The sequence below is a fragment of the Caballeronia arvi genome, from assembly GCF_001544695.2.
Classification (GTDB): Bacteria; Pseudomonadota; Gammaproteobacteria; order Burkholderiales; family Burkholderiaceae; genus Caballeronia; species Caballeronia arvi.
Window position 1 is genome coordinate 1 of record NZ_FCOM02000096.1, and the last position, 15,373, is coordinate 15,373.

12 protein-coding genes and 2 pseudogenes are annotated in these 15,373 nt (G+C 59.8%); 9 read left to right on the top strand and 5 right to left on the bottom strand.

The features are described from left to right. Positions 1–417 precede the first annotated feature (417 nt). Complete coding sequence (locus tag AWB74_RS41055) at positions 418–900, bottom strand: hypothetical protein (protein ID WP_061152270.1); 483 nt, start codon at positions 898–900, stop codon at positions 418–420. 2,242 nt (positions 901–3,142) lie between these two features. Here AWB74_RS41055 and AWB74_RS41065 point away from each other — a divergent pair. Next, a complete protein-coding gene (locus tag AWB74_RS41065; RefSeq protein ID WP_061152271.1) occupies positions 3,143–3,871 on the top strand; it encodes a GlcG/HbpS family heme-binding protein in 729 nt (242 codons plus the stop codon). 413 nt (positions 3,872–4,284) lie between these two features. Here AWB74_RS41065 and AWB74_RS41070 read toward each other — a convergent pair whose 3' ends face one another. After that, positions 4,285–5,151, bottom strand: a complete 867-nt coding sequence (locus tag AWB74_RS41070; protein ID WP_061152272.1) for an SDR family oxidoreductase — start codon at positions 5,149–5,151, stop codon at positions 4,285–4,287. Between the two features lie 549 nt (positions 5,152–5,700). Between AWB74_RS41070 and AWB74_RS46660 the strand changes: the two genes are divergently transcribed. Further along, a complete protein-coding gene (locus tag AWB74_RS46660) occupies positions 5,701–5,865 on the top strand; it encodes a hypothetical protein (RefSeq protein ID WP_160110379.1) in 165 nt (54 codons plus the stop codon). Between the two features lie 206 nt (positions 5,866–6,071). On the opposite strand, the gene AWB74_RS41080 is transcribed toward AWB74_RS46660, so the two are convergent. Next, on the bottom strand, positions 6,072–6,842 hold the full coding sequence (locus AWB74_RS41080) for an inositol monophosphatase family protein (RefSeq protein WP_087039498.1): 771 nt from the start codon (positions 6,840–6,842) through the stop codon (positions 6,072–6,074). Between the two features lie 1,180 nt (positions 6,843–8,022). Between AWB74_RS41080 and AWB74_RS46665 the strand changes: the two genes are divergently transcribed. Both AWB74_RS46665 and AWB74_RS46115 read left to right on the top strand, forming a co-directional pair. After that, positions 8,023–8,403: a response regulator gene (locus tag AWB74_RS46665; RefSeq protein WP_160110380.1), complete on the top strand. Its 381-nt coding sequence runs from the start codon at positions 8,023–8,025 to the stop codon at positions 8,401–8,403. 469 nt (positions 8,404–8,872) lie between these two features. Continuing rightward, entirely contained in the window at positions 8,873–9,358 is a 486-nt protein-coding gene (locus tag AWB74_RS46115) for a hypothetical protein (RefSeq protein WP_143749464.1), read from the top strand. 574 nt (positions 9,359–9,932) lie between these two features. On the opposite strand, the gene AWB74_RS41105 is transcribed toward AWB74_RS46115, so the two are convergent. Both AWB74_RS41105 and AWB74_RS41110 read right to left on the bottom strand, forming a co-directional pair. Further along, positions 9,933–10,730 carry an RNA chaperone Hfq gene (locus tag AWB74_RS41105; RefSeq protein ID WP_061152278.1) on the bottom strand — a complete coding sequence of 266 codons (798 nt, stop codon included), beginning with the start codon at positions 10,728–10,730 and terminating at the stop codon, positions 9,933–9,935. 292 nt (positions 10,731–11,022) lie between these two features. Then, positions 11,023–12,252: a YncE family protein gene (locus tag AWB74_RS41110; RefSeq protein WP_061152279.1), complete on the bottom strand. Its 1,230-nt coding sequence runs from the start codon at positions 12,250–12,252 to the stop codon at positions 11,023–11,025. Positions 12,253–12,613: 361 nt separating this feature from the next. Here AWB74_RS41110 and AWB74_RS46670 point away from each other — a divergent pair, with 361 nt between their 5' ends. The 5 genes and pseudogenes from AWB74_RS46670 to groEL all read left to right on the top strand — a co-directional run. Continuing rightward, positions 12,614–12,871, top strand: a complete 258-nt coding sequence (locus AWB74_RS46670; protein ID WP_061152280.1) for a hypothetical protein — start codon at positions 12,614–12,616, stop codon at positions 12,869–12,871. Next, positions 12,868–13,095 carry a hypothetical protein gene (locus tag AWB74_RS46675; protein ID WP_061152281.1) on the top strand — a complete coding sequence of 76 codons (228 nt, stop codon included), beginning with the start codon at positions 12,868–12,870 and terminating at the stop codon, positions 13,093–13,095. The genes AWB74_RS46670 and AWB74_RS46675 overlap by 4 nt, the downstream gene beginning before the upstream one ends. 868 nt (positions 13,096–13,963) lie before the next feature. Next, positions 13,964–14,601: pseudogene (locus AWB74_RS41125) on the top strand (diguanylate cyclase). 168 nt (positions 14,602–14,769) lie between these two features. After that, positions 14,770–15,087, top strand: coding sequence for a co-chaperone GroES (locus AWB74_RS41130; RefSeq protein WP_061152284.1), 318 nt, complete (start codon positions 14,770–14,772; stop codon positions 15,085–15,087). A 111-nt stretch (positions 15,088–15,198) separates the two neighbouring features. Beyond that, positions 15,199–15,373, top strand: a pseudogene (gene groEL / locus AWB74_RS45390) (chaperonin GroEL); the annotation flags it as partial.

Consider the following 15,373-nt stretch of genomic DNA (forward strand, 5'->3'; position numbering starts at 1 on the left):
TCGACCGGGTTTGACTCCCATATCCACCACGGCCTGGATCACCTTCAGACGGTCGAGTTCGCGCATGTTCAATGTCACCAACGTTGCTGGCTTCATGGACGACTCCTGCAGTGCTGCAGTGAGTCGCCAGCTTGCCAGAGGTCGCAAAACGCGACATTTGTATCTTGCTAGAACACGACATTCTCATGTTGCTCCCACAAACCTGTCGATGCTAAGACCGCGTTATGTCAAGCGGTCGGCGCGTGTCGCCGCCGACGCCTTGCCGACGCGCCGATGTTCAGGGCAATGACCTCGGAAATGCCGCTCGGTCGAGAATGGTGTCAACGTCTGACCGCTTCACTTCAGTCTTGACACCCGGATTTATACTGCGATCGGTGGCAACAGACTACCAGCGCGATAAGGGGTTGCTCAACTCAGCTACGCCGCCTTCTTGCTCTCAACCGGCTTGATGCCATCCATGAACTGAACGGAGGTGTAGCCGTTCGTGACGTTCTTCAGCTTGGCCACGATGTCAGCATCAATCTCCTTGATGCCGTTCGCGCCACGAAAATTGGCACGGAACGCAGCTTGATATCGATCGTTGAGGATATTGGTAATCTCGTTCACCCGCTCATCGGTTCCCGAGTCTGTGAACCACACCGAATGCGGGGATGACGGATCATAGAAGACGTTGTGAAGCTTGGAGGGCGTACACCCGTCCGGACATTCACCGACGACCCACAGCCGGCCAAGGACTTGCAAGTTGCCAAGCTTTCCCTCTGGCGTTTTGAACACCCAGACGCGGTCAGCGGGACGCCGTGCCAGAATCCGTTCAATATCTACGATGTCGGAACCCAATGAACCGATCCGCTTTGCACGGATGTCCGCAACATAATCCTTCCAGTAGTAAAAGAGATCCACGGTCGCTATTTCTTTGATTTCAAGGGTTAAGTCTCAGACTGTATCAAACCGCTCATCGGATGCGAAAAAAACCTAAGAATCGGAGCTTGTTGGCGGGCAGGCACCAAGCTCTAGCTCGCCGACTTACGATGCTCAGACGGCATCACTGGACGTCGTCCGTCTTGCTCGGGAAGTCGAGCGCCTCACAATCCTCAATTCCCTTGAAGAGGACCTCTGATCATGGCTCACAACGTGGTTCAACAAGCCGACCGCGATGTTCAAGGTTCACAAGGTTATAGACGGCTAGCTATAGACCGGTCTTCGGCCAACCACGTCCGGAGGCAAATTATCGCCACATCCATTCGGAATACTTATTTCCTGCTCGCCGTTGTGCTGCATTTTTGACTACATGGGGCGCGTATCGGACGTACCCACAAGGCGGCCCATACATCTCGAACGGATTCTGATACTCGCCCGCTCGTTTCGCGGCGGCCCGCTCCACCGTCTCCGGAACGGTCGCACTTGGCAACCGCGCTTGAGTCGCCACTTACCCGCGAATAAGCGGCCGCCCACTGGGTCCCAGATCAAGCTCCTTTCGTAGGATCGACACGGCGCGCAACACTGACGGATAAAAAGCCCTCCGAACCTTAGAAACGCCTCTCGACCCGACGCGAAAAACATGAACCCGTCAAGACCTCTCGCTGCACCTGATGGACTTCGCGGCTTTGCGCACTTAGTTGAGCGCCTCGTTCCACGAACGGATCGTTCGACGCCGTCCGACTCGGACGTACTGACGCCGGTGCCACAAGGCGTTATCTCCCCCGACGCCCGGCATACGACTCAGGCTAGCGTTGCAGCGCGACCGAACCCGGCCTATCGCTGACGCGCAGAATGTTCCCCTCTGGCGTGATTTGACGAGGTATATCGTTGAACGTGGGTCGCGCGTGCGGTCGTCCTGCCGCTCTCGGGGACCAACTGGCGGCTGCCGCTCGCACGTCATGCTTGCCATTGCTGCGCGGCAATGCCTTCGTATGCGCGTGCCGCTTCGCAGACGACTTATGAAACTGTGAGCTTACTCCGGGCACGCTGCTGCGCGCCTCGGGCGGATTCCAGACTTCGACGTAGTGCGTGCCTGCCGTCGCGGTCGATGTCAATGCCGCCAAAACTGCGCCAAGAATGACCTGCTTCCCCAAGTTCCCCCGCATCGTGTCGTTGGTCGATGTCGCTTTCCGCCAAATCGCCGGTAGTATTGCACGCAAAAAAATGGTCGCGACAACCAGCGCCACGGGGCGAAGGTGCTCCGAGGCAGACTACCCCGGGTTGCGAGGGCGATTCGCTGCCCGGCGCGGCCGGCCGGAGCCGACCCTCTTCTGCCGCTCGGCACTTGTTCCGCCCGTTGTGCCTTCCTGAGGTAGAGCGGTCACTGAACTGGGCGACGTTGCGGGCTGGTCGAACGCCCGAATTCCCGACCATTCTATCGTCCCGATCGATTATGTCCGATCCTGTGCGTGCTACTACGGCCACTGCCGTCTACCATCTCTGCGTGCATTAACGGTGGCTTTCTCGCCGGCTCCGCGGCGCCGATCGCGAGCGCCGTCGCGACCTTCTTGGCCGCACTATCGTATCTCTTCATCGTGAAAGCGCCGAAACAAGCAGGCGCCGACGCGACGGAAAGTCGAACTGAAAGTCGAATCGGCGACTTCCAATTTGACCGCCTGGACTCTTCAAGGATCCGGTCTGCATACTCCTGAAAGCTGCTCGAACAGGCGACATCGGACGGGTTTCATCTCCGCCGCTTTTCACGATAGACGAAGGCAAAGCGAAAGATACAGCGATCAATGCCGCGCCCATGAGACGAGCACACGGCTCCGATACCCGACGCCACCGTAGTCTCGGATGACGCCCGGCGTGTTTGTGTGCCCCGCCGCGCTTCTCTGATGGGTGTGCGCGCACACTTTCATACTTACCCTTTTTTCAAAAGATTGCCTACACTTCCCTTCGCTACCTGGCTGCACACAACAATCAAACGTAATGCTGGCGAAAGAATAAATCACTATTCGGATCCTCGACCGTCATAAAGCTGCTGAGATAACGGTTCTATCTCGAGTCACACACGATTGAGCAGGCGCCCTGAAACAGATACCTCTGCCACATTCGTTTCGTATTCCTAAGTTGATTTTAGCCTACCAGTTCATGGTTCTGTACGTCCGTCCATATTCCGGAGGCGCCTCGCGTCCGGCCTTCTTTCGTTGGGAGAATTGCCATGCGCATCATCGAATGCCGTTCATTGCTTCCCGCCCTTCCAGCACTGCTGGCCGCTGCGCTTTTGGCACCCGCGCATGCCAACGACAACGACGACGGCCCGACCGGGCGCTGCATGCTACCGCAGGGAACGATCTCGCTCGTAGAGAAGCAGTTGGCTGCCGTGGTGCAGAGTGGCAACGGCGGCATCTTCACCCCAAACCGCATGTGGGCGGCCATCGTGGACAGGCAGGGTCATCTCTGCTCGGTGATCAAGACCGGCGATGCTTGGCCGGGAAGCCGCGCGATCGCAATCGCAAAGGCCTACACGGCAAATGGATTCAGCAACGATGGTCTCGCCCTTTCGACTGCCAACCTTTACGCAGCGACGCAGCCGGGCGGCTCGCTCTATGGCCTGAACAATTCGAATCCATTCGACCCGCGCTTTCTCGAGCAGGGAACCGGCATCGGCCGCGTGCTCGGCGGCGTGATCACCTTCGGCGGCGGCGTCGCGCTCTATGCAGGCGGGAGAGTGATCGGCGGCCTAGGCGTGAGCGGCGACTCCGCGTGCGCCGATCACGCGATCGCTTACCGCATGCGTAAGCTCGCGGGACTCGGCGCGGTGCCCAAAGGCGTGGGCCCGAACAATACCGACAACATTCTCTATTCGACGGGCGCATCGCCCATGGGCTTCGAGCATCCGCACTGTCTGCCGACTGATCTGAGCGCGAGCCAGATCGAGGGCAACTAGCGACGCGGAGTCAGCAATGGATCGCCATCGGAATGCCAGCCATCATGGGCTTCGATGGCGACAGAAATGCGACGCGCTTCGCCTGACGCGATAGGCGCGCGCTTCACAGCACGGCGAAAGCGCCGAGGACGTCGTGTTGTGGCGCTTGCGCCGGCCTCAGCGCGGCAACTCCCACGTCGATCGCGCTGCATGGGCTCATAGAAATGAATTCGCGGCGTTTGAATTTCTATCGGCGATGAATAACGATGGATCACGCCACCGTAGCGACCCCCGCGCGCCGGTTCGCCGAGAACCCCCATCGGCGGTGCGGCGGCCGGTGCCGTGCCCGATACCCACGGGGCACAGGCTTGTGCCAGACGCGATGTACGACTGCCAATACACCATTTTTCCTTGCCAGGTCGCGTCATGCGCCTCTAGATTATCGGCTTGCCACCCGTCACTGCGATGGTTGCACCGGACACGTAGCTCGCCTCATCGGATGCAAGCAGGACATAAGCGGCGGCAAGCTCTGCGGGTTGCCCCGCACGCTTCATCGGTACTTGCGAACCAAAGCTCTTAACTTTCTCCGGCGGCATCGTCGATGGAATGAGCGGCGTCCAGATCGGACCAGGCGCGACGCAGTTCACGCGAATCCCGCGCTCGGCGAGTAACTGCGCGAGGCCACCGGTGAAGTTCTGGATTGCCCCCTTCGTGCTCGCGTAGGCGATCAGCCCCGGACTCGGACTGTCGGCGTTGATGGAAGTCGTATTGACGATGGCGCCGCCTTCCTTCATGTGCGGAAGTGCAGCCTTGGTTATACGGAACATCGCGCCCACGTTCGTGGAATACGTTTTGTCCCACTCATCGTCGGAGATGTCTTCAAGGCTGTCATACGTCATCTGGTAGGCGGCGTTGTTCACCAGAACATCGATCCGGCCAAAGGCCTCGGTAGTTCTAGTCACCAGGTCTTTACAGTGCTGACGATCCGTAATGTCACCCGGCAACAATAGAGCCTTACGTCCGGCCTGCTCAACCCAGCGCGCCGTTTCCTTTGCGTCGTCGTGTTCGTCCAGATAGGAGATCGCGACGTCGGCGCCCTCGCGCGCATAAGCAATCGCGACCGCGCGACCGATCCCGCTGTCGGCGCCCGTGATCAGAGCCACCTTTCCGGCCAACCTGCCGCTCCCCTTGTACGAGTGTTCGCCGTAATCCGGCGTCGGACTCATCGGGGCAGTCAGACCCGGCGTTCGGTGTTGCTGTTGTTCGCCGAACGGAGATCCCGGATTCGATTTCTCGGTCATGGTGGCCTCATTGGAGCAAGTTGATTTTCCACGGATCGAGCAAGCGTCGGACCTAACGCATACCGTGATTGCTCAAGCGGTGCGTCGCCATAAGCGGCGGCGAGGCCCGCGCGCAAAACGCGGCATCTCTGTTGCCGGCGCAGTTGGCAATTGCCTCCGCCTTGATCGAAGAAATGGACGCCGCCGATGACAACGAGTTACCGTTAGCACGTTTCGCGTTAGACCTATGCGAACTCTGAACAAGCGCGCCGGATTGACGGGTCAAGGCCTTGCGCACTTCGGAGGTCACCTACCATCCTCCCGGTCCCGGCCACTTTTGTGAAGCGAGAAGCGCCAGCGACCCGCGATGTCTTTTACCGCAAGCGCACCGTGATCGCACATCACAGCGATCGCGACATCGTGCGGCATCGTGTCGGCCAACTTGGCAACCAATAAGGTCCGCTCACGCGGTTTAGCGTGTCCTTGCCCGACGGCAAATTCGGCAGTGGTGAGTTGCCAGTTCGGTCCGCTAAACCGTCGCGCCCCGCTCACGACTCCAAGGTGTTCACCGTGCGCCACTTACTCTGCCCGGTCCCGGGCGCGCATCTCGGGAAGCGGTCCAACGCGCCTGGCATCCGTGCGGCGGTGAGCTGCCCGCGCACACAGTTGCCCGTCGTCGCATCGAAGACCTCGCGCGTGAAGCTCACGAAGGGCTTCGTCTGCTTCATCGTATGAAGAAAACAGCGCGGCAATGGCGTTCGCGTCTTTCATTTGCTGGTCACGCAGGTTCATGGAGCGATCGACCGCGTAACACCCTCTCTCAGATACACGATGCAACCCGAGCGCTCGTCTGCAGAAGCCCTGTTTCCAGCATACGTCAATGAACGGCTCGCTGCGCGCAGCGACGCGCCGAAAACCCATGCAGGGTCCGCGCTGTCGCTTCACCTTCGCGGCTGGCCTAGCCACCGACACGCCTCATCGTGCAGCGATTGCGTCGCCGCCGCAATGATGTCGCCTTGGAAGGCTGCGTCGATAGCATGGCCAGCCCATGTCGTGACGATGCCACCCGCGCCCTCGATGATTGGAACGATCGCCATGACGTCGTGAACCTGCAGACCGTCTTCGACGATGAGATCGACGTGACCTGAAGCGAGCATCGCGTAGCCATAGCAATCCGTGCCGAACCGCGTGACGCGCACTTCGCGCGCAAGCGTCGCGAATGACCGTGCGGCCTCACCTGAAAACATCCTCGGGTCTGTCGAGCACAGCCGCGCGTCGCGCACATGCGCGCACGCACTCACCACGCACGGGTCGGCGTTGCACGACGTTCGGTCGGCTACACCGATCCATCGCTCGCGCATGACTGGCACCTCAACCATGCCGCAGATGGGCCGTCGATCCTCAAGAATTGCGACAAGCGTTCCAAACAGCGGCAAGCCGGTTACAAAGCTCTTGGTTCCATCGATCGGATCGATGACCCAGCTTATGCCGTCTGCAATGCGCCCGCCCTCTTCCTCGCCGACCAGGACATGCGTTGGATAGCGCGATGCGATCATTTCCCGCAACCGTCGCTCAATGGCGCGATCCGCCTTCGTGACGGGCGTCGCGTCGGACTTCGTTTCGACGCCGATTTCTGTGCGGAAGTGTTGCATCGCGACCGCGCGGGCTTCGTCGCCCAGTTGATCTAGAAATCGTTCGATGTCAGTCAGCATCCCTCGTTCTCCCTCTGCTGTGCAAACGGGTGCGCAAAATCCTCGCCCACGCCATTCTGAAGCGACCGATGTAAGTCGGCGGTCGCGGAAATCTCATGGCCCCACCAACGCGCGCTGACGCCACCTCGGCGCCATTGACTCGCCCGCGCGACTGCGACGCGTGGCTTGGATGAAAGGTCGGTACGGCCGATGCTGATCTCCCTGCAGGCGGCGCACGGTCCGCCGGACTTTCAAGGAGTCGGAGATGAGAACCACTACTGTGATCGCTGGCACCCTCCTAGCATTCGCCAGCACTGTCGCCATGTCGCAGGACATCCCGCGCGATCAGTCGACGCAGCTCCAGCAGCAAATGCAGCCGATGCAGCCGAAGGGGAACGGACCCGCACCGGTGCCGCGCACGGGGGATTCGTCGGAAGGCGGCGTTCAGTCTGGATCCTCAGGAAGCGGCGCTACGCTCATGCAGAACCGAGAGCAAGGGATGTCACCGGAATCGTCACCCGCACCGACGCAGGGCTCCCAATCAACGGGCCCGATCAAGCAGTAGCGCGGTCTTTCCAATCGGCCGGGCCAGGATTGCAGGGAATCGTCCGAAGAAAAGTTAGAACTTTTGTGCCGCCGTCCATCGCATCAACGCCCCGGCCGAACGACGCGGCAAGGCCAGGCCCGCTTTCACGGTGGGCCGTTCGCATGTCTTCAGGCAGCCGGGGGGGTTATTCGTCGGCCCGATCCGTGGCGTCCTTGAGTTACCCTTCGCCCGAGTCCTTGCGCGCTTCACTCTCAATTTACTGCGCGTCACCCTTGGCTTCTTGCATCGGATCGCCCGTGACCTTTCCGACGCCCTGATTGTCTCGCTTTTAACCTTTTCACCTAGCCCTTCACTTGATCTTTGTTCATCGCCGCTCTCCGCGGGCGGATGGAAATCGGTTGCCTTGTCGGCAAGCGTCACGGGCGAGCCCACTCTGGTCGTTGCGCGATCGCTCGACGCTTTTCGACCGAGAGGAGTCGATCACGATGCTTAATGCGACGTGCGCTCGAACTCTGCTGCATTGCCCGAAACGCTCAGGGCGACCGGCATGAGCGTTGCGTAGACCAAACGGCACTTTCTGCCATGTGTACCGCCATGCCTCGTAACGCCACTTCGATGCCAGGCCTTTGGGCCACGCGCGACTTCGACTCCGTCATGCCCCCGGTTGCAGTGCTGATCGTCGACGACGACGACGCCATGGCAAACGCGCTGGCTGCCGCTATGATGGCCTATGGATGTCGTGCTCGGGTCGCCGCCGGCGGCAGGGCAGCCTTTGCGATTCCAGAATCGTGGGTGCCCCATGTCGTCATTCTTGACATTGAAATGCCGGAGTGGGACGGCTTCAGCGTGGCGAAGTCCATGCGCGGCTCGATCCGATTTGCGAGGGTACCGATTCTTGCACACACCTCGCTTGCAGAAGCGGAAATTATGGAGCGCGGCATAGAGGCGGAGATCGACGCCTATTACCGAAAAGGCGAACCGCTGCACGGCTTGTTTCGGATGATCGAATATCTGGCGCCGGTGCGGTACTTGTAAGCGCGGTCTCATGTGTGGGCAGCAGACTGAGACACTACGCCGAGCGAAAGTCGCCTTCTCGAATGTTGGACGCGGACGCGCCTTTATCGATTTCAGCCATGCCGTATCGAAGAGCAAAGCGCAATGCTTCGACAGGGCAAGGAAAATCCCGAGGACGCCGGTTGTACGTTGAGAGCCTTCGGGCGAGCGAACGACGAGCTTAACGGCATACATTCCACCGTCCTCGTTTATGTCAGGTGTGAGGATCCGTTCCTTGTATCTGACCTCGGGACAAAGCATGTGCCCCCCTTCCCTGTGCCGGCATTGCTGCTTCCGCTGCTCAAATATTAGGCGACGCGACCAGCACGCGTCTAGGATCGAAGCGCATCAACCATGCAGCAAAGCTCAGAAAGCACCGAACCGCATGCTCATATCAGACATTTCGATATCGTTTATTGAATTCCCTTCTCGGAATTGACTCGTGAGGGGTATGTTTGCTTCGTTTGAGGGCGCCGAGCGCACACAAAACGCCCATATGCCGAAGCTCGGTCGACATCGACTCGCGCGCCGCGCAAGGGCCGGCGCCCAATACGCCGGCTATGCCTCAAATATGCCCGCCTATACTGCAGAGGAAATTGTGGCGGAACGGCTTTTGTCGTCGTCTAAGTTAGGAAACGGCGGAGATCGGCAGGCGCAAAGTGGAGTGGAACCTGGCCTGATGTCTCTTGGCCCTGGCGCGCGCGGCGCTCGCAAGCTCGGCCTGCGGCGGCGGCAGTCGCCACCGTCTGAGGGCAGTCACGACGATGACGGTGATGATCCCTCTGTTCGGAACGCTCGTCGCAGCCCTCGAGGAGGGACGGCCTATTGCCGCATGGTTGAAGCACCGCGGATCTCGACCGTTCCAATGCTTGAGATCGGCCGCCGCGGCTGGGCGGTGACGCTCAAGGTCACCACGTTCTTCCCGCAACTTGACTGATTAGCTGACCGCCGTTTCCGTCTCGCGCGAATAAAGGCGACGCCGCCCGTCACCGTCTCCATGCTGGCCCGAGTTCCTTAGATGGACGCGGCCCTCACCTGCCGCTTTCGGAGACCTCGGGCTCCTTTTTTGATATGCATATAAGGGGTCTGTGGGGGTCTTTTTCGCCAGGACAAAGTGTCAGAATCATGGCACCCCTGTACCCCTCAGGAGCCACATGCGCGGTCAGTGCGTACCCCTCGTCCTGCGGATTTACCGTACTTCAGGCGGCCACTGGGCTGGGCGTCTGTTCGAGGATTGTGAGGAGGTCGGCGCCATTGGAGGACGCGTCCGCCCTCAGGAAGTCGAGCAGGCAGCTAAGGACGCTGGCTTCCGCCCGGAGCGGATTGAAATCGAGTGGCAGTAAAAGAAGTTCAGAGCGCTATTGGAAACGGCTGCTCAGCGATCAAGAAAAATCGCCAAGGAATCGAGACTTAGTTAGGTCACTTTAGATCCCGCTTATGCACAGGGCTGTCCACGGTTTCTGTGGATAAGTTTTCACCGATGAACGGCGGATGCTTGGGTGGACGCGCGATTAACGCTGATCCCCTCGGCGGGCTGACGCGCGCGCGGTCGTCGCTGGACGACCCTTCGCTCCTCCATTCTCGACGAAGTGCGATTCACAGACGGTCGACACCGCGCTTTTAAACACCGTCTGGATGCCCGTCGGCGACTGCAGCGCGAGCGCGTATTTGTCGAAGGACATCAATTGGCCGGTCAATTTGATTCCATTCACCAAAAATACCCAAACGATCTTACGTTCGCGTATCACGGCGCTCAGAAAATCGCTCTGGATGTCGTTCGCGTTGCTTGACATGGTGACCAATCCAATCGTGACTCGCCAAACTGGCTCGTAGTTGCCCGCGCCGCTCGGACGACGCGACCCTATCCCTCGTCCTCGGCATAGTAGCGCGCCGCAGCCTCCAGCATGCGTCGTCGTTCGGCCCTTACATAGATAGAAGTCGTCTGCAACGACGCGTGACCGAGTATCGCCTGCATCGGTCGGCATCTCACGCGCCACGGCGCGCGTGCCGAACGTATGCCGGAAAGCATGCGCCGACGTGTTCGCCAGTTGCACCAGGTCGTCCGTGCTGAAGTGGGCGAGCGCCGCCGTTTCCTGGGTCAAACGCTGGATCGTCATGCGTACCAGTCGGCCGAGCGCGTCGACGGTGTGGGGCGCCTCATTGGCACCGGCGTCGGGCCGCACGAGCGCCGCCCGCGTGCCCGGAATCCACTGCGGCGCAATCAGCGGACCCTCGGCACGTGGAGCATCGAAGTCGCGGCCCCGGTCTTTCCAATGCGTCCGAAGTGCGGCAATAGTCGTCGCGCTCACCGGCACGGTGCGCTACTTGCGACGCTTGCCAACGATGGTCAAGGTCCACACCGCCGACCCGCGGCCGGGTTCGGTCGAGCTCGATGGCGTCAATGCGAGGCATCAGTCGAATCAGTGAGACGGCGAAGCCGATGAGGGCAGCCTACGGTGCCCGACTCCGCTGCAAACAAGAGCGGCTTACAGAAGCATTTTGATTGGGGTTGCGGAGCGGCTCTCTAGAGGCCGTAGAGAGCCGCCCTTACAGCATCTTCCCAAACCAGGTCGACGCGTTACCTTGAAAGGGCCGTCGTCTTTACTTGGCAGCAAATACAGACACTCCGCCGTTGACGAATCCGTTGGACGCGCAGCCTGGGCAACCCGCCGGAGACGTTGCCGACGAGTACGGGACGAAAATGAGTCCCGTCGCTGGGTCGACCGCGACCGAATGGGCGTTATTACCCGTGTTCAGGCGCGTGACAATGCTGCGGCTTCCCGCATCGACGATCGTCAGAACCGGCGTGCACGGGGAGGCCGACGAGCAGGCACCGTTGGTTGGCGCATTGCCGGAAGCCGTCCACCTGCTGGCAGCATTGTAGTAGCGATTGGTGGGCGCATCATATTCCAGCTGATCGCCGCCGCCTGCGTTGAGCGACGCTAGAAGTGCGCCGTTCGAACGGTCGAAGATCTGCATCAGCAAGGGCGCGTTGGTAGTCGCTTCCCTGCACCCGACCGCGATATCGTTCCCCGGGCCGAGCGCCAGACCGGTAGGATCGCAGTTGCCCTCTCCGTACATCGCGACACCGGCGAGTTTCGTATAGTTCTGCGTGCCGCCGCTCGGTATGGCGCGAATCGATGCGCCCGGCAGTTTCACCAGCTCACCATGAGGATTCGCAGTGCTGCCGTCGACGTTCACGTAGAAGTTGTCGCTGTTGGGATCATACCTGCAGGCTTCGAGTCCCGCCGTCGGCGCGCCGGCGCTATCCGTAAATGTCACCTTGGCGATGACGGTCTGCGTGGCGGTGTTGATGAAGGTCGCGAATGGAGGGTTTTCTTCCGGGCTCGAGATCATGAAGACGCCGTGCGTGGCGTCGAGACACCCTTCATCTGCGCGCACCCCCGTCGTACTGACCGTGATCTTGCTCGTCACGGTGGCCGTAGCCTGATCGACTATCTTGACGGAGTTCACATCGCCCACATAGACGAGATTGCCGACCGGGTTTGCACCATCCGGGCCGGCCTTCGAACTGGGTCCCGGGCCAAGTCCAGTGAACGCAAGCGCACCGCTCCCCTGAATGGCCTTGACGAACGTCTTCGACGGGATGTCGATTTGGTCCAAGGACGCGTTATTCCTATCGGTAAAGTAATAGCGGCTACCTGAAACCGCGCCGATGTCAAACGAGAAATTAGTACCTGCCGTGACATTCGGGACAGCTATATCCGATAGATAGCGCGGCCCGTTATCGTCGTTATCATGGCCACCGCAACCTGAAAGCAGGATAGCCACTGACGCCATCAACGCATTCGCCCACAAGTACCTCGGCATCGCACGTCTCCTCTGGCTGTTTGAGATGGAACTACGCTTTACCCATCAAAATGACGCCGCTATAGCATAAGCGCTTCGGTATGCATATGATTCTAGGGTTTTCCTAGCACGGGGACCCGATAGGCTTAAGGCTCTCTTAATCTTCTGAAGCGCACCAACTGCTGAATCCCTGCGCCGCCCTTGCTTCCTCTCGACAACGGTGACGTAACTTCGATGCGACATTAGAACCCGTTTTGGGCTCCGTTAAAAGGGCTGAAGCAGGCAGCAGTGGGGTCTGCGAAACAGTTCGGTTTCGCCTTACAACGAAAAGTCTGCGACCGGCTCGACTCGCCCGGTATCACGCTCGGTTTGTACAGGCAACATGAAAGAAGTAGTGGATGTGTGGTTCATAAACGAAAGAACCGCCAGTGACTGGGTTCTCTTCGGATTTCGATTTGATGACCGCGTGGGGGTCGGCACCCTGACCGACGCAGCCCTCGCCGAGCTATTCTTAAGGGCTGGTAGTCACGCGAGCGACAACGTCGTTAAAGATCTATTCTTGCGGGCGGTGCGCAACTACATGTGCGAACACAAAAGTCCGGCGATGCCTTCGATCGGATCGCCCCTCGATTTCTCGTGAGCCAAGATCTCGGCCAGCGCAATGATCACTGCCAGTTCGAGGCGGGACGGACTAATGGGTCGCAGCGGTACTGCGTCGCCCTGGGCGTAAGCCGCGCTGCCGCGGCCCGGCGCTTCAGCGTGATCGCCTCGTCGAGCTGCACCACCGCGCGCGCGATCGCTGCCGTCGGCGCCGCAGCGGGCCAACGCTCAAAGCCCTTAAAAGCGTCGTTTTCGAAATTCTAACCCCGCGGTTTTGACCATACAGATGGATTGCCATCTCGGTTCTGTCCCCACATGAGAGTGCACCACACCCAGTAGCTTAGGCAATGAACTGGCCCGATTCCCAGGTGCCATACCGTTGCCCCTTTGGGAAACCTGAGGCCCCTTGTCTCTCGGGACCTTTTCGCCAGGTCAAGGTGTCAGAATCGTGACACCCCTGCACCCCTCCGGAGCCACATGCGCGGGCAGTGCGTACCCCTCATCCTGCGGATTTACCGTACCCCAAGCGGCCACTGGGCTGGGCGTCTTTTCGAGGATTGTGAAGAGGTCGGCGCCATTCGAGGATGCGTCAGCCCTCAGGAAGTCGAGCAGGCAGCTAAGGATGCGGGCTTCCGCGCGGAGCGGATTGAAATCGAGTGGCAGTAAAAGAAGTTCAGTGCGGCTCTTCCATCAAGCAATCGATGTGCTGTCCGTCAATGATGTCGTGTAGCCTTGGATGTTCTGCAGCAGGGTAGACGATACGGATGGTGGATTAGGTGAAAAACGCGGTCGCGTCGGAATCGCCCCAGCTTACCGACTGCTGGGCAGTCGTGATGCGTCACATCCATCGCCATATTGGAGCCTTGTCCCGACCGTCTCTATCCCTACCTCGAGGGTTACCTCGAGGTGGCGACGCTCATCGCTCAGTTCGAGCAAGGTATTGAACCCTGAGGCCTTTGAGCAGGAGGGGTTGCAAACCGCCCGAAAACTGGAGGTCGATGGCAAGCTGAAAATCGCGTTCGCGCCCATCCGGGAAGCAGGACGACTGGTAAGCCTATCGAGCATGTACTCCATAAAATAATGCAACCAGCGCACATTCAAGAGGCCCTCCGATTGCCAACTGGGAGACTTCATGGACCTTTTCGACAAACTTCATGAGAGATCGACACAGTGCGACTGCCGCTCTTCGCCGTCACCATCACCGCTGCGGCGCACATCAACACGCCGCTGATCGTACTACTTCACTGGCACGGATTCCGGCGTGCGACGCCCCTGGTGTTGCCCGGCGTTGATATTCCGTCACGCCCCATTCCCCCATCGACGATCACGCTGAATCTTCAATGGCGCTGCTTCGAGACGGTGGATTTGCTGGTGCTTGACGCAGCCTGGCAACTGGGCGCGTGGGAGATCGAGCGCGTCGAGCAGCGCAGTTGCAACGTCATAGGCGCAAGCGCGGCCGAGGCGCTCGCCTGCCGCCAGGCGTTCGGTTTCTACGAGGCAGATGCGAGCAACAGGGCGCCGCTGGACGATGACGAAAGTGAGCGCGAAAGGTTAATGCAACTCGCTGCGCGCCGAGGCTATCTCCGCTGGATTTTTCGGCCTGTGCAGTCTGGCTTGTGGCGTACGCTGAACGAACCTGACGACACATTGAACGCTGATGGCGGGCGCCGGCCGCCGTGCCCTGCGGTGCCGATATCTCGCCGGCAAGACCAACGGGGGCGCACGGTTTATCGGCTCGGCCGAGTGCATCGTATTCTGCTGCCGCTCTGATACAAAAAGTTACAAATCGAACTTTCGCCACCCCTTGAATCAAAAAAACGCCACCCTTATTTCGCTTTTCGCCAGGCTTTGGCTCGGCTGTACGCTGACATCCAGCGTGCCGCAGTCGTGCAGCCGGATTCCCTTATTGGTGATCCTTTAATCGCTCAGGAGATGGAAATGCATATTCGTCCCCTCTACGACCGGGTTATCGTCAAGCGAATCGAAACGCAACAGACGACAGCTTCGGGCATCGTAATTCCCGATTCAGCAGCAGAAAAACCAGAACAAGGCGAAGTCGTCGCAGTTGGCAGCGGCCGGCTGCTGCAGGACGGCGCGCTGCGCCCGCTCCAGCTACAGGTCGGTGACCAGGTTCTATTCGGCAAATACGCAGGCCAGACCGTCAAGGTCGATGGCGAGGAGTTGCTCGTCATGCGCGAGGAGGATGTCATGGGCGTTCTCGAGGCGGACGCAGGTTCAGCGCGCAAGGCTGCCTGAAGACAAATAGGGTCGTCGCCGCTGGGCTGGTCGTTGCGCCGGTAATTTGCGCCGGTCAATGCATCGGTAGGCCCCGACCCGCTGGTCAACGACAAACTCCGGAGCAATAACATGAGTGCAAAAGAGGTCAAATTCCACGATACCGCCCGTGCCCGCATCGTCAAGGGCGTCAATGTGCTGGCCGATGCCGTGAAGGTGACGCTTGGGCCCAAAGGCAGAAACGTCCTGATCGAACGCAGCTTCGGCGCGCCGACCATCACGAAGGATGGGGTGTCAGTCGCCAAGG

What these genes read in the sequence shown, in the direction of transcription:
- AWB74_RS41065 (WP_061152271.1), top strand. Translation starts at nt 3,143, where the DNA reads ATGCGCATCATCGAATGCCGTTCATTGCTTCCCGCCCTTCCAGCACTG.
- AWB74_RS41070 (WP_061152272.1), bottom strand. Translation starts at nt 5,151, where the DNA reads ATGACCGAGAAATCGAATCCGGGATCTCCGTTCGGCGAACAACAGCAA.
- AWB74_RS41080 (WP_087039498.1), bottom strand. Translation starts at nt 6,842, where the DNA reads ATGCTGACTGACATCGAACGATTTCTAGATCAACTGGGCGACGAAGCC.
- AWB74_RS46665 (WP_160110380.1), top strand. Translation starts at nt 8,023, where the DNA reads ATGCCCCCGGTTGCAGTGCTGATCGTCGACGACGACGACGCCATGGCA.
- AWB74_RS46115 (WP_143749464.1), top strand. Translation starts at nt 8,873, where the DNA reads ATGTTTGCTTCGTTTGAGGGCGCCGAGCGCACACAAAACGCCCATATG.
- AWB74_RS41110 (WP_061152279.1), bottom strand. Translation starts at nt 12,252, where the DNA reads ATGCCGAGGTACTTGTGGGCGAATGCGTTGATGGCGTCAGTGGCTATC.
- AWB74_RS46670 (WP_061152280.1), top strand. Translation starts at nt 12,614, where the DNA reads ATGAAAGAAGTAGTGGATGTGTGGTTCATAAACGAAAGAACCGCCAGT.
- AWB74_RS41130 (WP_061152284.1), top strand. Translation starts at nt 14,770, where the DNA reads ATGCATATTCGTCCCCTCTACGACCGGGTTATCGTCAAGCGAATCGAA.